This is a genomic window from Alishewanella sp. SMS8 (assembly GCF_030737935.1).
GTDB classification, from domain to species: Bacteria; Pseudomonadota; Gammaproteobacteria; order Enterobacterales; family Alteromonadaceae; genus Alishewanella; species Alishewanella maricola.
In genome coordinates this window covers 1,542,070-1,560,589 of the sequence record NZ_JAPJEA010000001.1, presented here as the reverse complement: position 1 = coordinate 1,560,589, position 18,520 = coordinate 1,542,070, and the positions used below count along the sequence as shown (strand labels likewise).

The following is an 18,520-nucleotide window of genomic DNA, read 5'->3' as shown; positions in this document are numbered from 1 at the left end:
AGAGGTAAATAATGAAAAAGTGGTTAGTAGCAGCCGTCGCTGCCGTCTTGTTACCCTTGTCGGCATTCGCCAACAATTACGAAGAAGGCAAGCATTACGAAGTGATATCAGAACAAAAAACAGCTAAGCCAGAAGTGAAAGAATACTTTTCTTTCTATTGTGGTGGTTGTTACGCTTTTGAGCCGATTGCCCAGAGTTTATCGAAAAACTTACCTGCCGGTACCGAGTTCAAAAAATCACACGTCGACTTTATCCGCGCCGCTTCACCTGAAGTTCAAAATGCCTTAGCGCGTGCTTATGTCTCTGCTAAAAACCTAGGTAAAGGCGATGAAATGGCCACAGCTATTTTTAATCAAATTCATAAAAGCCGCGTACCATTTCGGGCAGAAGACGATGTGCGCAGCCTGGCGCTGATTAATGACATTGATGCAGAAGCCTTTGATAAAGCCATGCGCAGCTTCCCAGTGCGCGGAGCGGTAGGCCAAATGGCACGTGAGCAAGAACAATTAAGTGAAAGCCGTGTTCTAACGGGTGTGCCAATGTTGGTTGTTAACGGTAAATATAAAATCAATAATCAAAACTTAGATCAACGCAATCTGCAAACAGATATGCAAAACCTTATCGAGTTTTTATTAAAGAAAGACTAGTTATATCTTGCTAATAAAAAGGGCCTGCATGCTGATAATGCAAGTCAGTTAAGCATGACCTGTTTGCTCTAAATCAACCGTTGAAGGCCATGGACGGCCGGAATCGAGCCTCAGGGATGATTCATGGCGTGTTGATGTGAGCAAACCGTGTCATGCTAAATACTAAACTGATCGTCATTACAGCATGCTGGCCCTTTTCTATACGCTTAATCTGCAATCTCAACACCCGTAGGGACTAACTGATAAGCCTCCGCTTTACCTTCAGCTTGTGGCCAAACTTTAACGATACCTTTTGCATAAGCCGTTTTGCCTTTCGCGCTTAATGGAAACACCATATCGCCATCTTTTACTTTGATGCGAAAGCGAGACTCTGCCTCATCGCTTGCGAGTGTCATCCAGCAATGCATTTTGGTACAAACGGCGGTGACAGTACCTGCAATGGTAATTTCTTTATCAAGATAGGTGGCAGGCGATGCTAATACCGAGGCTACACTGGTCAATGCGGTTTTATCAAGGTTCTCACCAAAGGTAGTGGCTGCAGATAAACTGGCCGCAAAACAAAGTGACGCTAAGCTGAAAAGTGCTTTCATGGTTTCTTCCTACAAAGGCCAAAAGAACAATAATGCCGGCACACCGACGACAAGAACAACAATTTGCATCGGCAAACCAAGCTGCCAGTAATCTGTAAAGCTAAAACCACCCGGGCCTAAAATCAAGGTATTATTTTGATGGCCAATAGGGGTTAAAAAGGCGCAAGAAGCACCGATAGCAATAGTCATCAGCAGCGTATCGGGGTTTACGTCAAGTTGTGTGGCCAAACTGATTGCAATGGGGCACATCATCGCGGCTGTGGCGGCATTATTTAGAAAGGACGTTAGAACAATAGTGAGGATTAATAAGCTGATTACCGTTAGCTGTGGGTCTGCTTTACCGACTAAATCGAGCATACTTACGGCTAATAAATCCCCTGCACCCGTCGAACTCATGGCCCCGGCAACGGGGATTAAACAGCCTAATAACACGATCACCGGCCAATCAATCGCACTATAGACCTTGCGCAACGGAATCACATGAAAGGCCATGATCAACAACATGCCGGTAGCAAAAGCCACGGCGGCCGGTAATAATCCTACCGAAGCCGACAGTACGGCTGCGAGCATAAAGCCACTGGCCAGTAAGGTTTTGCGTTTATCCGGCACCTGAATTTGCCGCTCAGCCAAAGGCACACAGCCAAAATCGGTAGCGAAGTTTTGTAAGGCTTGGCTGTTGCCTTGCATTAAGATCACATCCCCGGCTTGAAACCGAGTACGGCGTACCCGTTTAACTGAGCGATTACCGTGGCGTGATAACGCTAACAAGTGAATATTAAAGCGCCGGCGCATTTGAATTTGCACGGCGGTGCGGCCAATAAGATCGGAGTTGGGTAACAGTGTTAGCTCAATCAAACTGACGTCAGGGCTGACTAAGGTTTTTTCTTTAGAGGGGGGAATATCGGTTTGGCTTTTGGCTAATGCTTTATCTTGTTCTTTTTGCAGCTGCGTATCGGCGCTATCTTCCAGCGCTAATTCTAAGCTCGACAACAATTTACCCAGTGTTTCTGGTTCGGCTTCAATCACTAAAATATCGTTTTCTTTTAGTTGATAAGAGCTAGAAGGAACATGCTCCCGGTACTTGTTTCGAACTATACCCACTACTTGTGAATCGAGTTCATCTAAACTGCGCTCGAGCTCACGTAAGCGGCTACCACAGAATTTACTACTCGCTTTGATCCTAACTTCCGTTAAATATTTGCTGGTTTCAAAGCTACTGAGATCAGCCCGTTGCCTTACCGGCACCAAGCGCCAACCTAATAAACCGATAAATAACACGCCTGCTAGTGTCACCGCGATGCCCGGCCCCGCAAAGTCAAACATGGCAAAGCCTTGGCCATGTACTTCGGCTCTAAAGCTGGAAATGATCAAGTTCGGGGGGGTACCAATAAGCGTCGTCATACCGCCAAGCATCGAGCCAAAGGCCAGTGGCATTAATACTTGGCCGGGTGCCAGATTAATGCGGCTGGCAAGCGGAATGGCCATCGGCATCAATAACGCTAATACGCCAACGTTATTCATAAAGCCGGACAACACCGCCGCAAACGCGGTTAAAGCGGTAATAGTGAGTGTTGGCCCTGCATTAGAGGGTAAAACTTTGTGTGCTAAGACATCAATCGCGCCAGTCGTTTGCAGTGCTTGGCTTAAGACCAATACACAGGCAACGGTAATCACCGCGGGGTGACCAAAGCCATTAAAGGCTAGTTCTGCAGGGATCAAACCTACCAAAACGCAGGCTAGTAGGCTAAACAGCGCCACAATGTCGTGTCGCCAACGATCCCAAACAAACAGTACTATGGTGATGCCAAGGATCAAAAAAATCAGTAACTGGTCAAGCGTCATAAAGGTTCCTGTACCAGACAGGGGCAAAGCCACTGTCGAATAACCGCTCTTTCTCTATACTAGGCGTTAATGGGTAGAAGTAACAGCTAAAGAGTTGAAAAGTCGGCCTTTAGTTTGGATGCCGAGAGAAAAATTGCAGCACGCAGCGCGTGCTGCGTGCTGGGAGGGATTAACGCGCGCCGGGCTCGGCGAACTGGGTCATCCAATCTTTCACTTGGTTATACCAATAGATGGAGTTGTTTGGTTTTAAGATCCAGTGGTTTTCATCGGGGAAGTAAATCATTCGCGATTCCACGCCACGGCTTTGCAAGGTGCGGAATAATTCAAAGCCTTGCCCAACCGGCACCCGATAATCTAACTGGCCATGGATAACTAAGGTTGGCGTATTAAAGTTACCGGCAAAATAATGCGGCGAAATACTTTTGTATATCTCTGGTTTGTCCCAGAAATTGCCAAAGCGGGTTGAATGTACAGCAAAGTCTGCCGCCATTTGCGAATACATGTTGTATACCGCGGCATGGATCAGCAGCGCTTTATACGGATGTTCAGTACCTAACAAGATAGCACTTAAGTAACCACCGTAGCTGGCGCCACCGGCCACCATTCGCTCGGTATCAATCCAGGGTTGTTGCTGGAACCACGCTGTCGCGGCTTGAATATCGGCTAAGGGTTTCGTGCGCCAATCGGGGTTAATGGCATCGGCAAAGTCTTGGCCAAAACTGCTAGATCCATGGAAGTTAGGCCAGGCCGTAACATAGCCCCAAGAAGCAAAGGTTTGTGCATTCCAGCGGTAGCTAAAGCTATCGCCAATGGCATTGTGCGGGCCGCCGTGGATCAGCATAAAGAAGGGATACTTTTTGCTCTTATCAAAGCCCGGTGGGTAATGCACCCACATTTGGATATCTTGGCCTTCAGCACCTTTATAGGTTACCGATTCATAGGTGCCTAAGTTTGTTTTTGAAAGTAATTCATCATTAAAGCTATCCAAACGCGTGGTATTACCCGAGCGCACATCTACTTTTACCAGGCGAGCTGGATACATAAAGCTGTCGTTGGTGGTGACTAGGGTATTTTTACCCGCTAATACTGGGCTACCAAAGCTGGTGTTTTTGGTAATGGCGCGTGGCTTGCCATTCTTGGCATCGACATAAAATAAACGGCGGGTGGCAGCATCGTCGACGCTGGCGTAAAAGCCTTTACTGTCTGCGGCCCAAACAAAGTCATTCACCGAACGATCCCACTCAGTGGTGAGTTCTCGGGTGGTTTTCTTCGCTAGGTCGTACACCATTAAACGTGCGGTATCGGCATAAAAACCCTGAATACGCTGGCGGCTAAAGGCCAAGCTTTTGCCATCAGGACTAAAGCTGGGGTTCGCATCGGGGGCTTGGTTATCCGGTGTAATGTTGTCAGCTTTATCGCTACCGATGGCCGCTAAAAATAAATCAATTTTCGGGTCAACAGTATTGCTGGAGCCATTGGCATTAAAGGCGATATAGCGCTCTTGCGCATCTATGTCGTAGCTGCTGGCGCTTTGGCTAGAGCGCGGTAATTCGATGCCGATTTTTTGGGTGATAGCTTCTACTTCCCCGCCTTTAGCAGGAATACGGAAAACATGCGCTTGGCGATTTTCATCTATCCAATGGTCAAACTGCGAATAAGGCAGCGCATTCCACTGCCACGCTGACACTTTTTTCTCTTTATTGGCTTTTAGCTCGCCGCTCATTTCTTCCCAGGTTTTGCCTGGCCAAATACGGCTAACAAAATACAGGTGCTCCCCGACCCATTTCATACCATAAACGCCGGTAGGTACTTGTGTTAAACGCTGTGCTTCGCCGGGGCTGGTAAGGGGTAACAGATAAATTTGCCCGGCATCGTCTTTATGCCGTTGGCTGATAAAAGCCAAAGTTTTACCATCTGGCGAAAAGGTGGCTTCGCTGGCACGCAGGCCTTCAGCGGTAATGGGGCGTTGCATTTTACCATCGGCGCTAAATAGCCAAAGCCGGGTATGGCCTTGATCGGCGGGTACATCATAGCGGGTCACGGGCGCGACAATCATACTGCCATCGGCGGAGGCAACCGGAGTGCCAATGCGCTCTAATTGCCATAACCGCTCTACACTTAAGCTGTTATCTTCAGCCGGGTTAGCCAGGGCTAACAGTGGCCAAAACAAACACAGCAACACGAATTTTTTCATCGTAAGACTCCGTATTATTGAATGCCGATCAGTTTGGTTTTTTATAAAACGCGGTTTGCTCATATCCACATGCCATAATCATGCATGGCCTGTCAGGGTTGATTTAAAGTAAACCGGTCATGCTTACTGATCGGCATTACCGTATTATTAGGTTATTTTTATGAAACTTTACCGTTAGAATAGTAGCACAAAGCCTTACTAGGTTAAGGCGTTCTGCCGCAAGAACTAAGGCGTTAAACGGGAGTATCTATGCCACTGGTTGGTGTGACAACAGCGCCGCCGCTTGTGAGCGAACTCGCCATAGGTTTTGGCGTTCCGCAGGCACAAATCTGTGTGTATGTTGCAAAGCGGCCACCGATGCAGGAATATGCGGCACTTAATCATATACAGCCGCTAAGTACCGGTGAAATTGCTGCCATTAATCAGGCCTGTGGTAATGGCTGGCGCAAAGTGTTTAATGTGTATGCCAAGCTGCTCTTTACCCTAGATAAGCGGCAGTTTACTTTCCAACAAACCGCCGACAGTTGGCAGCAATTCCGTGAGCAGCAGTTATTACAAACCGGCAGTAACACGGCGTTGTTATTTAGCCTGCCGCAGTTCGCCGTTAACCGCCATGCAATCCATATTATTGCTGGGCGCACCCATGCCAAAGCGCTGCTAGATGCGGGGTTAGCGGCGCAATTGCACTGGTTAAATCATGAGTTTGCTATTGATCGCCAGCAGCGCCTATTGGTCTGCCCCTATTTTGACTATCGGCAACTGAATAACGAAAAAATTCAGCGGCTTGCAACCCTAATAAGTGAGTTACCTTATGTTAAAACCTGACGCGTTAACCGAACAACTGACCGAGCTATGCAGCTTATTAGCCGACTATCAATTTGGCGTAGGCGGCAGTTGTTTGTTGTGGCAACTGGGGCTAGTCGATAAACCAACCGATATTGATCTGGTCTGCACGGAAGCGGATTTTGCCGCGATAAGTGCACTGCTGACCAATGCAGGCTACCAAGCACAGGCCATTAAGTCTGATCCAATGTATGCCACCGCGAAGTTTAGCCACTTTACTTATGCTGGTGGTCGCAGTATTGATCTGATGGCCGGTATAGCGGTGCGTAAAGACAATGGCGTTAGCGCTTTTACTTTTCATCCTGAACGCTGCCGCTGGCAAGACGGCATCTGTTGGATGCCCCCTGCCGATTGGTTGCACATTTACCAGTTGTTTGGTCGCAGCGAACGGGTTGCGCAACTGCGGCAGTATTTAGTGCAGTTGCGCTTAGGCAGTTTGTCTTAACGATCGACCAACAACTCAGTCAGTACCTGTTTGATAAAGTAGGCCACCGCACCAAGGGTGCTAATAGGCAAAATAAACGGGATAATGCTGTAAATTGTTTTTTCAAAAAAGCCAATCAACAAAAAGAAGATGACAGGCGCGACGGCCAACAGCAATGTAAATCCTAGGTGTTTTTTGATGATGTTTGCTATGTGTTTTTCTGTGATTTTGTTCATCGCATATCGTCTTATGTTATAGCTATAAGCACAGAACGAGCAGTAGTGGCAGCCTTTGAATTTAGCAATCTTTCTGTTGAACAGCAAACAATCCAAACGTAAGTTTACGGCCGATAATTTTTGTTCTGACTTTAAACACGTGCTTTAATTTTATAACAGTTTAGCCGCTAGCATGGTCGTTGTTAGTCTTTAAATCGCAGCTACTTTTGTACAGTTGAACATAACTGCGCAAGATTCAAGGCCTGACCCTGTTAGCTCACCTTGTGATTTTTACACTTTTATGCGCATAAAAGTGTATTTTTGGTGGCAAGTAACAGCATTTTCGTTGTGCTAAAGAACGCGATTTATTGACCACCTTGTTTCCGTTAGCTTAAAACAGGAAGAACTGATGCAAGCATTAGAACTTAAAGTCCCGCCGTTGATTTTGGTGTTGTTGTTTGCGCTGGCGATGTGGGTGATCGTACCTTTGACACCGCCTTGGTTGCGGTGGCATACGCTTAGTGTTTTCTTGGCTGCAGGTTTTGTTAGTGCAGGAGTAGTTGTGGCGTTGATGGGCGTGTTGGCGTTTCGACGGGCAAAGACTACGGTAGACCCGCGGGTACCGCAACAAAGCTCCAGCCTGGTGATTCGGGGTATCTATCGTTATAGCCGTAACCCTATGTATCTGGGGTTCTTACTGCTGCTAATGGCATGGGGCTGTTATTTACAAAGCGGAGTGGCATTGCTGTTACTGCCCTTGTTTGTGCTGTATATGAACCGGTTTCAAATTACGCCGGAAGAGCGCCATTTACAGCAGAAGTTTGGCGCTGACTATCAGGCTTATTTTACGCAAGTAAGGCGCTGGCTGTAATTGGCCAGCGCCTTATTATTACTGGTTTAACAACGGCTTTAAATATTGACCAGTATATGACTTTTCACAAGCAGCCACTTGCTCGGGTGTGCCCGCTATTAAGATCTCGCCGCCGCCGTTACCGCCCTCTGGGCCGAGATCGACAATCCAGTCGGCGGTTTTAATCACATCGAGGTTGTGTTCAATAACCACGATGGTATTACCGTGGTCGCGCAAGCGGTGCAATACGTTTAGCAGTTGCTGAATATCATAAAAATGTAAGCCGGTAGTCGGTTCATCCAAAATATACAGGGTTTTACCGGTGTCGCGTTTGCTCAGTTCGCGCGCCAGTTTAACCCGCTGTGCTTCGCCGCCCGATAAGGTGGTGGCAGATTGGCCGAGTTTAATGTAAGTAAGCCCTACATCTTTCAGGGTTTGCAGTTTACGGTTTACTGCCGGTATCGCTTCAAAAAACGCCAGGGCGTCTTCGACCGTCATATCCAGCACTTCGTGAATGTTTTTGCCTTTGTATTTGATTTCCAGCGTTTCGCGGTTATAGCGTTTGCTTTTACAGACATCGCACGGCACATAAACATCGGGTAAAAAGTGCATTTCCACTTTAATTAAGCCATCGCCTTGGCAGGCTTCACAGCGGCCGCCCTTGACGTTAAAGCTAAAGCGGCCCACCTGATAACCGCGTGAGCGGGCTTCTTGGGTGCCGGCGAATAGCTCACGTACCGCAGTAAAAATACCGGTATAAGTGGCGGCATTCGAGCGCGGGGTACGGCCAATCGGACTTTGATCGATATCGATCACTTTATCAAAGTGCTCTAAGCCTTTAATGTCTTTGTGCGGAGCCGGATCGGCACCTTCGCCTTTATTCAACACACGATGGGCAACGCGAAACAGCGTGTCGTTAATCAGGGTAGACTTACCTGAGCCCGATACGCCGGTAATACAGGTCATCACACCAAACGGGATTGCTAAATCAACGTTTTTCAGGTTATTACCAGTAGCGCCGGTCACTTCTAACCATTTATCGGTCAATGCTGTGCGCTTCTCTGGTACGGCAATTTTGCGCGTACCGGCCATATATTGCCCAGTGAGAGACTCCGGCTCGGCCATTACCTGCTCAAGGCTGCCTTGCGCCACGATGTAACCACCATGCACGCCTGCGCCCGGGCCAATATCAATAATATGATCTGCCATGCGCACGGCATCTTCATCGTGTTCAACCACAATCACCGTATTGCCTAAATCGCGCAGGTGGGTCAGCGTACCTAATAAGCGATCGTTATCACGTTGATGCAAACCAATCGACGGCTCATCCAACACATACATCACCCCCACTAAACCCGCACCAATTTGGCTGGCCAAGCGAATACGCTGTGCTTCACCGCCCGAGAGGGTTTCCGCACTGCGTGACAAATTAAGGTAATTTAAGCCGACGTTGACCAAAAAGCTTAAGCGGTCTTGAATTTCTTTTAATACTTTTTCAGCAATTTTGGCTTTTTGCCCCAGCAAGCTAAGCTGTTGGAAAAAGCTTAAGCAATCACCAATCGACAGCTCCACCACTTGCGGTAAATTGGTTTGGCCAATAAACACATGCCGCGCTTCGGTGCGTAAACGGGTGCCGTGGCAGCTTGGGCAAGGTTGGGTGGCAAGGTATTTACTCAGCTCTTCGCGTACTGAATTGGATTCGGTTTCGCGGTAACGCCGTTCCATATTTGGCAAAATGCCTTCAAACGGATGACTGCGCTGCACAATATCACCGCGATCATTTAAGTATTTAAAGTCAACAATGGTGGCGCCGCTGCCTTGTAAAATCGCTTCTTGGTGTTTTTTACTTAGGGTACTGAAGGGGACATCGAGCTGAAAACCATAATGATCGGCCAGCGCTTTGAGCATCTGAAAATAATAAAAATTGCGTTTATCCCAACCGCGAATGGCGCCACCAGCGAGGCTTAACTCGTCACTGACGATGACTTTTTTCGGATCGAAAAACTGTTTTACGCCTAAGCCATCACAGCTGGGGCAAGCACCCGCCGGGTTGTTAAACGAGAATAAACGCGGTTCTAGCTCGGCCATCGAATAACCACAGGTTGGGCAGGCATAATTGGCCGAGAACACCAGCTCTGGGGCAGTACTATCATCCATTAACGCCACTTTGGCCACGCCGCCAGATAACTGCAAGGCGGTTTCAAAGGATTCGGCTAAACGTACTTTAATGTCGTCGCGCACTTTAATACGGTCGATCACCACTTCAATGGTGTGTTTTTTTTGTAAATCGAGTTTTGGTGGATCTGATAAGTCACAGATTTCGCCATCAATCCGGGCGCGAATATAGCCTTGGGCGGCTAAGCCTTCCAAGGTTTTGACATGTTCGCCTTTGCGCTCTTGTACCACCGGCGCCAGTACCATTAGCTTGGTGCCTTCAGGAAACTCGGCCACTTTGTCGACCATTTCACTGATGGTTTGCGCGGCCAGCGGTAAATCATGCTCGGGGCAACGCGGTTCGCCGACACGTGCAAACAGTAAGCGCAGGTAATCGTATATTTCGGTAATAGTGCCCACGGTAGAACGCGGGTTATGCGAGGTCGATTTTTGCTCTATCGAAATAGCCGGCGATAAGCCTTCGATATGATCGACATCGGGCTTTTCCATCAGGCTTAAAAACTGCCGGGCATAGGCCGATAATGACTCAACATAGCGGCGCTGTCCTTCTGCATACAAGGTATCAAATGCCAGTGACGACTTGCCCGAACCTGATAGGCCGGTAATCACCACTAGTTTATCTCGGGGAATTTGCAGCGAAATGTTTTTTAAGTTGTGGGTGCGGGCACCCCGGATATCAATTTTGTCCATTCAGGCTTCCAGTGGTGGTTGGCGTGCTGTTTGCTGTACAAATATACACTAATGGCAGGGTTAATAGCCAGTATCGAGCTAGAATTGCCCCTGCTCAAGCTATTTTAGCAAGATAAAACACCCATAAAGCGCTTACTTACGTATTGAAGTGGGGTTTGGCTTAAAACACCGAAATTTATCTGTAAACCGTGATTTTTCAGTTAGCTTACTGGCATGTCTTGTGGCGCGTGATATGGCCAGTTAAGTTGATGCAGGGTAACAGCGCTTGGTTAAGACAACCGGTCGTTAGTTATACCGCCTGCTCAGTTTTTTTATGCTAAACTGCGGCCTTCGTGAAATCTAATATCTAGCAACGCTCTGGCAGAATGCATCAACTAAATTCTCTTGAAAAACGCGCGGCCATCGCACTGGCTTTAGTTTTTTCTACCCGCATGCTCGGGCTCTTTATGCTATTACCGGTATTTGCCCTGTATGGTAAAGAGCTAATTGGCTTTTCACCCTTGTGGATTGGTTTAGCGATTGGCGCTTATGGTCTGACGCAGGCGATTTTACAAATTCCTTTTGGTTGGTTATCGGATAGAATTGGCCGGCATAAAGTGATGTTGTTGGGGCTGTCATTATTTGTGCTTGGCTCGGTAGTCGCCGCGATGGCTGAGTCAGTGTATATGGTAACACTTGGGCGTGTACTGCAAGGCGCCGGTGCTATTGCGGGTGCCGTGTTGGCGTTAGCTGCGGATTTAACCCGAGAAGAACAGCGCCCTAAAGTCATGGCGATTATTGGTGGCAGTATTGGTTTATCCTTTGCGCTGGCGATGGTGTTGGGGCCAATTTTAGCGCGTTGGGCAGGGCTTAGCGGCGTATTTTGGTTTACCGCCGTGTTAGCGTGTGCGGCTATGCTGATTGTGGCTTTTTTAGTGCCACACAGTGTGAGCCGTTCGGCTGGCGCTGAAACCATAGCGTTACCGCAAAGCTTAGCCAGTATGTTGGCGCATGGTCAGTTGTTGCGTTTAGATGTTGGTGTAATGCTATTGCACCTAATGTTAACCGCTATGTTTGTCGCTTTGCCGCCGTTATTACTTAAGCAGCAGTTAGCGGCAGAGCAGCATTGGCAGGTCTATTTACCGGTGCTGTTGTTATCGTTTGTGTTTATGGTGCCGATGATGATTATTGCGATGCGTCGGCAGCAAGAAAAACGCTATTTTTTAATTAATGTTCTATTATTAGTTATAGCAATGTTAATTAGTTGGCAGGCGGCTACCCTCTGGGGTTTTGTTTTGGCATTGTTGGTCTTCTTTATTGGTTTTAACTATTTAGAAGCCAGTTTGCCCGCCATGGTTTCGCGTGTTGCGCCAGCAGGACAACGCGGTAGCGCCATGGGCATTTATTCCAGTAGTCAATTTTTGGGCGCCTTTTTTGGTGGCTTATTAGGCGGCACCTTGGCACAGCAATTTGGTTTTAGTGCAGTGTTTGCAGGTTTAGCCTTGATTGGTTTAGTATGGCTGGCAATTGCCAGCACCATGCAGGTGCCTGCGCGTTCTCAGCGCTTATCGTTACCGGTTTCGGTAACGACTGAGCAGCAAGCCAATCAGTTGGCCAGCAAGCTGGCCGCGTTGGTGGGAGTTCAAGAGGTCACGATATTGTTAGCAGATCAACGTTGCTATCTGAAAGTTAGCTCGCAGCAGTTCGATTTAGCGCAAGCTCAGTCTTTGGTTGCCAACGGCAACCAGTAACATTTTTGCAGGAGAGATACGCATGGCGCGTGGAATTAATAAAGTCATTTTAATCGGTAACTTAGGTGCTGATCCTGAAGTGCGTTACATGCCGCAAGGCGGTGCTGTTGCGAATATGACTATCGCAACGTCAGAAAGCTGGACCGACAAAGCGACCAATGAGCGCAAAGAACAAACCGAATGGCACCGTATTGTGATTTATCAGCGTTTAGCTGAAATTGCCGGTGAATATCTGCGTAAAGGCTCAAAAGTGTACATTGAGGGTAAACTTAAAACCCGTAAATGGACCGATAAAGACGGCGTAGAGCGTTACACTACGGAGATCGTGGCAAACGAGCTGCAAATGTTGGATGGCCGTGGTGAAGGTCAACAACAAGGTGGCGGTATGGGTGGCGGTCAGCAAGGCGGTTACCAGCCTCGCGGCCAACAAGGCGGTAATAATAATTACCAACAAGCGCCACAGCAAGGTGGCAGTAACTATCAGCAACCAGCGCAAGGCGGTGGCGGTTATCAAAAACCTGCACAAGCTCCTCAGCAGGGCGGTGGAAATTATCAAGCACCTAGGCCCAATCAGCAGGCTGCACCAATGGAACCGCCAATCGACTTTGATGACGATATTCCGTTCTAGATTGTACTAAAGATGTAATTGTGTAATTTATTGCCAATAAATTTTATTTAATCAATGCCTTAAATCAAACCCCGCTATTGCGGGGTTTTTGTTTAGGTTAGTAGGGTGTTGACGCTATGAGCGCTCAATAAACTGCGCCCGGCGTAAGCGATCATGCACAGCAAGCCAGGCTTCACCTTGCGGCGGCAGTTCACACCAGATCGCGCTTACGCCTAGCTTATCGGCTTGGTATAACTGGCGATAGAGCTGGCTGGCGTAGCCGGCAGCGTCGGTTGGCATCTGTTTGCAGATAATTCCTGCTTGTGCTGTCGGTAAAGCGTTGAGATGCAGCACCGCAATATTGCTTGGCTGTTCTAACAACAACGCATGCAGTTGTGCGCTATCTAAGCAGCGCAGTGGCGTATTCGGTTGATAATGCGCATCAACATTGCCGGGCACTTGCATCTGATGTTGCTGCGGTTGCAGTACAGTTGTTTTAAGTACAGCTTGCAGTTGCGAGGCCGTGATGGGGCCTGCGCGCACAATGCGGATTTGCTCGCCGGTTAAATCGACAATGGTTGACTCCACACCATGCTCACATTCACCGCCATCCAATACCGCATCAATACGGCCATTTAACCCGGCAAGTACTTGCTCGGCACTGGTCGGGCTCAGCTTTTTATAACGGTTAGCCGAAGGCGCTGCAACGGCCAGTTGGTTTAGTTGCAATACTTGTAACAAGGCCGGGTGTGCCGGCATTCGCAGACCAATACTATTTAGGCCACCGGTAATCACTGGGCTAACGTGATCGGCTTTGGGCAATAACAGGGTTAATGGCCCTGGCCAAAAAGCCTCGGCCAGCTGCCAGGCAGCCGCGGGAATATCTTTTGCCCACTCACCTAGTGCGGTTTTCGCATGCAGATGCACAATTAACGGGTGATTGGCTGGGCGGCCCTTGGCAGTAAAAATGCCAGCTACCGCGCTAGGGTTACTGGCATCGGCGGCTAAACCATAGACGGTTTCTGTTGGCACGGCCACTAACTTACCCTGTTGTAGTAAATCAGCGGCGGTGGCAATATCTTGGCCCTGTTGGGCGTTTAATCGTAGTGTGTTCATGGGTTACATATCTGACAATATTGAGCGGCAGCAAACGATTTTGCGACCGGGTAGCTTTCGGTATGCTGACAGCGTTGGCAGCTGGCTCGTCGCAGCCGCGTTAAGCTGCTAGGGGCACCACAGTCTTCGCATGGCAAACCCGGTAAGGCGTGATCTGGCCAAAAACCGGGGGTGGCACACGCAGGGCAATGTTGCTTTAAGCGCTGCAGCAAGTCGCTGGCTGCATGGGCAATATGTTGCTGGCGCTCTGGGCAACAATGCGCACGCAAATCATAACTAAGTTGTAGCGCGCCGTTGGCTAACAGCTGTCTGGCTTGTTGTTCTGCTTCTGCCAATGTTAAGCCTTTACTGATCTGTTGCTGTTGTTGGATCAACAAACGTTGATCGGCAGGCAGCTGTTTTAGCGCCTGCTGTAGTGCGGTGTGATCCGATATCGTCCACTGCTGCACGGCACTTGGGCCATAAAATCGCCCGGTAACAACCCAGCCTGCCTCAATGTTTACCGCGCTAATCAGTTCTTGGTTAAAGGTACCTAGGCCAAAGGGGCCAGCGGAAAAACTGCCTTCGCTGCCAAGACCGATAGCGCAACCACTGAGATCGGCAGCAATAGCGGCTTTGCGTAGGGTGCATTCAACCGGTGACATAAAGCGTGCCCGCTCGTTGGCAAAGGTGCCTAAGCTATCTGTATCAAAACTGTTTAGCTCTTGCACCTGCCAGCCCAGTTCGGCCAGTATGGGGCGGATAATTGCCCCTTTACCGTGCAATGTGGCTATGGCAACGGTTTCACTCATAGCGGGGTCTCTTGCCAGCCTTGCTGCTGCCACTGGTGCACGCTGCCGTCTTTGTCCAGTTGATAAAGCCACAACCATTGCTGATTGACCAAGGCTGCCACATCGGGAGCGCTCTGGATAATATTGGCGATGGCGTCTTTTGGCGCAGCGATTACTACACTTAAGCGAACCGGTTGGTGCATCAATTTTTTACCATCATGCACTGATTGCCAGGCTAAGCCAGTGCGTAAGTCACCGCCGTTACCTTCAAAAACACCAACATGGCCTGCCACAACATTATGCAATAACTTGTTACCGCTGCCGTATTTTTCTGGAGCAACCACTGAGGCGTAATATTGTAAGTTAATCCAGTTAGTCACCACCATCGGTGCCGTCATAATGGTATGCAATAAACTAAAATTGCTGTCCTGTGCCGCATCGTAATCATGCAAAAAGCAGCGACCTTGTAAATCGAGGTTCTTGGTGAGGCTGCGTGGTGCCACGATAAAAGCGGCATTATTGGCTAAGCCCCATTCAGGGCGAACTTGTGCCCAGTCACGGGTGCGCAGTTTGAAAAAGCGCGCTAGCGCCTGATCGCTTTGACCTTTCAATCCAAATTGCGGCGCGCGCTGTTGCCGGGCTTGTTGAGTTGCCTTGGCTAGCCATGGCAGCCAATGTGCTTGCTCAGGCGCACGGTATACTTCCAGCTCGTCTGAGGTAGTATGGTGCATCGCGGCATAAAACTGGGTGTCAGCAGGGATGTCAATATTCTGCTCAGACGCTAAAGCGGTACGTACTGCCGCATCGTTCAGCATTTGCGCTAACACTTTGACGTTGACTTCACCGGTTTGGCCGCCACAGGCGCCGCAATCTAAGGCAGCAGCATGTGGGTTATTGCAACTGTCGCTGCCATGTCCAAACAGCAATACAGTGGGCGCCAATTTATGCTGTAAGCCCATGGCGGTTAAAATGGCGGCGGCTAATTGTGCTTGCTCGCTGATGCTCAGTGGTTGGTCGGCTTGACTTAATTGCCACTGGCTGTCGGTAAGGTGCTTATTAATGGCATGCGGTGCTGCGGTGCGCAGAAATGCCCGTTTGATTAAACTCAGTAGCTTAGTCGCGCCAGCCGCTTCTACCATGCCTAAGCTAGAGGAGGCGAGATCAAAGCTTTGTTTCCAGCCCAAGTCAGGTTGGCGTGATAGGGTAGGTGTGTTGGCACGAATTTGTGTGACTTGTAACGCAGGGGCTAACAACCCTGGTAATTGTGGCCGACTAAGGGCACTGTCTGTGGCTTTAAAAGCGATAGGCAGGCCGAAAAAGCCAGCAAAACCGAGAGTTTGGATTTGCTTATGTTGTTGCTCCAGCGCGCGGCGCATTGGCTCAGACCTTACATCGATGCAAAAAGCCGCTTGCAGCAAGGGCTGTGCTGGCTTAGTTGCAACCGTTTGCTGTTGCTGCAGTTGGCGCAGCAGAGGTTGTTGCACACTCAGCTCCAGTGCGCGTTGCCATACTTGGCGAAGATGCAATAAGCGTTCGGTCTGTGCTAACGTTTTGGCATAGTGTTGCGCTTGTTGCTGCAGTGCTTGTAGCAGCGATTGATGCTGCGGATTATGCTGTTTGCTGTGTTGCCATAACACCCAATCCCACCCCAATAACATATAAAGCAGTTGGCAAACAGCATGTTGGCCTTGCTGGCCTTGCAAAGCCTGTTGCCAATCGAGCCATGCTTGCCAGCCGGCCCAGCCAGACAGGCTTTGTAACAAACTTTCGAAATAAGCTTGTTGAGCTTGTGTAGTCGGTAGCCACGTTGCAAACCAGTGGCTTAATTGCTGCAATAATGCTTTGGGTGAATCCGGCAATGCCAAAAATAACGCCGTTAAACCTTGCCCGGTGAGCACCTGCAAGCCTTTGTCTTGGCGCACCACACTGAGCCAACTGTGATAGGCATGATCGGGGCTGCTGGCATCGGCATTAAAGCGCTCGGGATATTGGTAATAGAGTGCCAGAAATTGGCTTAACTGTTGTTGAATTAACTGCGGCCAAGGCAAGCTTGAAGTGGCTTTTTTTTGGGCAGCTAAAAGTGTGGGCAGGCTTTGCCACTGGCTTAATTCAGTGGGCTGCGCCAGGCCAGCAAGGGCTTGTTCATGGCTGAATGATAAGCCTGCTTCTAACAGTGCCTGTTGTAAGTGGTTCGGCATAATTTGCTGCTGCCACTGTGCCAGATACCAATCAGCCGGCATTAGGCAAGATGTGCCAGCCAATAGCTGTTGTTCGGCACAGACGGCAGTAAAGGCCGTGGCGCGTTTCGGCCACCAAGGGTTAACCGCGATCATTTGATCTAATGGCCACTGTGGTGCAATCTGACGGGCGGCAGCCGCGAGTAAACGTTCAGTCTGTTCCAGCGTAATATCCACGTTGCTTTGCAGCGCACTCATAATGGCTCCTTTAGTTGCGATGAGGCGGTTTTCGATTGTGGCGTTGTTGCTTTGTAAGGCCAAATTTTAAGGGTTAACCGGGTTGCCCATTCATCCAAATAACCACCGGCATTCAGCCAAATAAACAGCTGATTTAGCGCCGGTTGGCTGGCGTGATAACGCAATAGAACGGCCACCACAAACAAGATGATAAATACCAAGCTGCTTAGCACATCAGCGACAAATGTGCTCCCTTGCGGTGTCGGCATAACTGCAGAGAGGCAGGTTTTACCCAGCAGATACAGTGTCAGTAAACCCAGAGCATAGCTGCTGGCTAACAAGCAACGTTGTAGGCGATGGCTATCGGCCCGGCTAAGCGAGGGCAGCAACAACACGGTAATGGCGAGGATTAACAGCACGCTACTGGCTAAGCTGGCGAGTGGCACAATGAAATGGGTTAGCCCAGTGAGCAAGGCTGCCAGTATTATAGCGGCAAACCAGTGTTTAGCGCTGGGCTCTATCTGATCAGCCAATTGCGCGGCAAGGTAATGATTCACAGCATTGCCACTGTGTAAAAAGGCATAGGCTTTGTAACAGGAATGCGCCAGCAGATGCAGTAGCGCTAGGGTATACAAACCCAGTGCAATCTCCACCAGCATTAAACCCATTTGCGCCACGGTTGACCACGCTAAACGTACCTTGATGCTAACGCGAGTGGTCATTATCAGCGCGGCTAAAAAGGTACTGATTAGCGCGGCAAACAGTAATACTGCCGTGGCTAAAGGGCTCAGGCTGAGTAATGGCGCAAACAATAACAGCAAGATACCGCCAAGATTAATAATACCGGCATGCAGCAGAGCCGACACTGGCGTTGGTGCTTCTACCACTTGGATCAGCCAGCCATGTAACGGCAGTTGAGCGCACTTTAGTAAGGCTACTGCTACCAGCAAGAGTGCGGCGCTGTGCAGCATGGCTGAGGCTTCAGACGTTTGACTAAGCTGCAGGAGCAGTTCGTTGATGCTAGCGGTATCAAACTCTAAATACAGTAATAGCATAGCGAGGGCTAACAGCAACTCACCCAAGCGTGCGCTAAGGGCTTTTTTATGCGCAGCCAGTTGTGCTCGTGGCCGCTCGGGATAAAACAGCAGTAATTGTTGAACGCTTAAACTGATGGCGACCCAACCGAGCCAGAATAGCACCAGATGATTACTCAGTAGCGTAACCATCACGGCTGCTAGCGTTGCGGTTAGCGCGCGCATAAAACGTGCTTTTTCGGCTTCACCATATAAAGCGGTGGCGCTGTAACGCCAAATGACAATACCCAGTAAGACAACCAGTGAGAGCAGTACCAGCTTTAAAGAGGTTAAATGAAATAATGTTTGCATGCCACACCTAGGCTGATTAAACGTGGTG

General features: G+C 49.1%; 15 protein-coding genes. 6 read left to right on the top strand and 9 right to left on the bottom strand.

The genetic code is table 11. From position 1 onward, the window contains the following. Nucleotides 1-11: 11 nt before the first annotated feature. On the top strand, nt 12-647 hold the full coding sequence (locus ORJ01_RS07065; protein WP_306177436.1) for a thiol:disulfide interchange protein DsbA/DsbL: 636 nt from the start codon (nt 12-14) through the stop codon (nt 645-647). A 206-nt stretch (nt 648-853) separates the two neighbouring features. On the opposite strand, the gene ORJ01_RS07060 is transcribed toward ORJ01_RS07065, so the two are convergent. From ORJ01_RS07060 to ORJ01_RS07050, 3 genes are all read right to left on the bottom strand, one after another. Further along, nucleotides 854-1,237: a DUF4920 domain-containing protein gene (locus ORJ01_RS07060; RefSeq protein ID WP_236129091.1), complete on the bottom strand. Its 384-nt coding sequence runs from the start codon at nt 1,235-1,237 to the stop codon at nt 854-856. Between the two features lie 9 nt (nt 1,238-1,246). Next, a complete protein-coding gene (locus ORJ01_RS07055) occupies nt 1,247-3,079 on the bottom strand; it encodes an SLC13 family permease (protein ID WP_306177435.1) in 1,833 nt (610 codons plus the stop codon). Between the two features lie 169 nt (nt 3,080-3,248). After that, nucleotides 3,249-5,273: a S9 family peptidase gene (locus ORJ01_RS07050; protein ID WP_306177434.1), complete on the bottom strand. Its 2,025-nt coding sequence runs from the start codon at nt 5,271-5,273 to the stop codon at nt 3,249-3,251. A 249-nt stretch (nt 5,274-5,522) separates the two neighbouring features. Here ORJ01_RS07050 and ORJ01_RS07045 point away from each other — a divergent pair, with 249 nt between their 5' ends. Both ORJ01_RS07045 and ORJ01_RS07040 read left to right on the top strand, forming a co-directional pair. After that, nucleotides 5,523-6,098, top strand: a complete 576-nt coding sequence (locus ORJ01_RS07045; protein WP_306177433.1) for a hypothetical protein — start codon at nt 5,523-5,525, stop codon at nt 6,096-6,098. Next, nucleotides 6,085-6,561: a hypothetical protein gene (locus tag ORJ01_RS07040; protein ID WP_306177432.1), complete on the top strand. Its 477-nt coding sequence runs from the start codon at nt 6,085-6,087 to the stop codon at nt 6,559-6,561. Before ORJ01_RS07045 ends, ORJ01_RS07040 begins: the two co-directional genes overlap by 14 nt. Here ORJ01_RS07040 and ORJ01_RS07035 read toward each other — a convergent pair. Beyond that, a complete protein-coding gene (locus ORJ01_RS07035) occupies nt 6,558-6,776 on the bottom strand; it encodes a hypothetical protein (RefSeq protein WP_236129086.1) in 219 nt (72 codons plus the stop codon). The two genes, ORJ01_RS07040 and ORJ01_RS07035, sit on opposite strands and share 4 nt — an antisense overlap. 388 nt (nt 6,777-7,164) lie before the next feature. Here ORJ01_RS07035 and ORJ01_RS07030 point away from each other — a divergent pair, with 388 nt between their 5' ends. Then, nucleotides 7,165-7,626: an isoprenylcysteine carboxylmethyltransferase family protein gene (locus ORJ01_RS07030; RefSeq protein ID WP_306177431.1), complete on the top strand. Its 462-nt coding sequence runs from the start codon at nt 7,165-7,167 to the stop codon at nt 7,624-7,626. Nucleotides 7,627-7,644: 18 nt separating this feature from the next. Here the strand turns inward: ORJ01_RS07030 and uvrA are convergent, their stop codons facing one another. Further along, nucleotides 7,645-10,470, bottom strand: a complete 2,826-nt coding sequence (gene uvrA / locus ORJ01_RS07025) for an excinuclease ABC subunit UvrA (RefSeq protein WP_306177430.1) — start codon at nt 10,468-10,470, stop codon at nt 7,645-7,647. A 365-nt stretch (nt 10,471-10,835) separates the two neighbouring features. Here uvrA and ORJ01_RS07020 point away from each other — a divergent pair, with 365 nt between their 5' ends. Then, a complete protein-coding gene (locus ORJ01_RS07020; protein ID WP_306177429.1) occupies nt 10,836-12,200 on the top strand; it encodes an MFS transporter in 1,365 nt (454 codons plus the stop codon). 22 nt (nt 12,201-12,222) lie between these two features. After that, on the top strand, nt 12,223-12,828 hold the full coding sequence (gene ssb, locus ORJ01_RS07015) for a single-stranded DNA-binding protein (RefSeq protein WP_306177428.1): 606 nt from the start codon (nt 12,223-12,225) through the stop codon (nt 12,826-12,828). A 114-nt stretch (nt 12,829-12,942) separates the two neighbouring features. On the opposite strand, the gene ORJ01_RS07010 is transcribed toward ssb, so the two are convergent. From ORJ01_RS07010 to ORJ01_RS06995, 4 genes are read right to left on the bottom strand one after another with little or no spacing between them, the layout of a single operon-like run. Further along, nucleotides 12,943-13,923, bottom strand: a complete 981-nt coding sequence (locus ORJ01_RS07010; RefSeq protein WP_306177427.1) for an L-threonylcarbamoyladenylate synthase — start codon at nt 13,921-13,923, stop codon at nt 12,943-12,945. Beyond that, complete coding sequence (locus ORJ01_RS07005; RefSeq protein ID WP_306177426.1) at nt 13,920-14,714, bottom strand: DUF6671 family protein; 795 nt, start codon at nt 14,712-14,714, stop codon at nt 13,920-13,922. The genes ORJ01_RS07010 and ORJ01_RS07005 overlap by 4 nt, the downstream gene beginning before the upstream one ends. Continuing rightward, nucleotides 14,711-17,128 carry a DUF2309 domain-containing protein gene (locus ORJ01_RS07000; RefSeq protein ID WP_306177425.1) on the bottom strand — a complete coding sequence of 806 codons (2,418 nt, stop codon included), beginning with the start codon at nt 17,126-17,128 and terminating at the stop codon, nt 14,711-14,713. Before ORJ01_RS07000 ends, ORJ01_RS07005 begins: the two co-directional genes overlap by 4 nt. Continuing rightward, nucleotides 17,125-18,492 carry an NADH-quinone oxidoreductase subunit L gene (locus tag ORJ01_RS06995; RefSeq protein ID WP_306177424.1) on the bottom strand — a complete coding sequence of 456 codons (1,368 nt, stop codon included), beginning with the start codon at nt 18,490-18,492 and terminating at the stop codon, nt 17,125-17,127. The genes ORJ01_RS07000 and ORJ01_RS06995 overlap by 4 nt, the downstream gene beginning before the upstream one ends. Between the last annotated feature and the right edge of the window lie 28 nt (nt 18,493-18,520).

Coding starts and splice junctions, on each gene's coding strand:
- ORJ01_RS07065 (WP_306177436.1), top strand. CDS start 12: ATGAAAAAGTGGTTAGTAGCAGCCGTCGCTGCCGTCTTGTTACCCTTG.
- ORJ01_RS07020 (WP_306177429.1), top strand. CDS start 10,836: ATGCATCAACTAAATTCTCTTGAAAAACGCGCGGCCATCGCACTGGCT.
- ORJ01_RS07055 (WP_306177435.1), bottom strand. CDS start 3,079: ATGACGCTTGACCAGTTACTGATTTTTTTGATCCTTGGCATCACCATA.
- ORJ01_RS07050 (WP_306177434.1), bottom strand. CDS start 5,273: ATGAAAAAATTCGTGTTGCTGTGTTTGTTTTGGCCACTGTTAGCCCTG.
- ORJ01_RS07010 (WP_306177427.1), bottom strand. CDS start 13,923: ATGAACACACTACGATTAAACGCCCAACAGGGCCAAGATATTGCCACC.
- uvrA (WP_306177430.1), bottom strand. CDS start 10,470: ATGGACAAAATTGATATCCGGGGTGCCCGCACCCACAACTTAAAAAAC.
- ORJ01_RS07045 (WP_306177433.1), top strand. CDS start 5,523: ATGCCACTGGTTGGTGTGACAACAGCGCCGCCGCTTGTGAGCGAACTC.
- ORJ01_RS07000 (WP_306177425.1), bottom strand. CDS start 17,128: ATGAGTGCGCTGCAAAGCAACGTGGATATTACGCTGGAACAGACTGAA.
- ORJ01_RS07030 (WP_306177431.1), top strand. CDS start 7,165: ATGCAAGCATTAGAACTTAAAGTCCCGCCGTTGATTTTGGTGTTGTTG.
- ORJ01_RS07040 (WP_306177432.1), top strand. CDS start 6,085: ATGTTAAAACCTGACGCGTTAACCGAACAACTGACCGAGCTATGCAGC.
- ORJ01_RS07035 (WP_236129086.1), bottom strand. CDS start 6,776: ATGAACAAAATCACAGAAAAACACATAGCAAACATCATCAAAAAACAC.
- ORJ01_RS07005 (WP_306177426.1), bottom strand. CDS start 14,714: ATGAGTGAAACCGTTGCCATAGCCACATTGCACGGTAAAGGGGCAATT.
- ORJ01_RS06995 (WP_306177424.1), bottom strand. CDS start 18,492: ATGCAAACATTATTTCATTTAACCTCTTTAAAGCTGGTACTGCTCTCA.
- ORJ01_RS07060 (WP_236129091.1), bottom strand. CDS start 1,237: ATGAAAGCACTTTTCAGCTTAGCGTCACTTTGTTTTGCGGCCAGTTTA.
- ssb (WP_306177428.1), top strand. CDS start 12,223: ATGGCGCGTGGAATTAATAAAGTCATTTTAATCGGTAACTTAGGTGCT.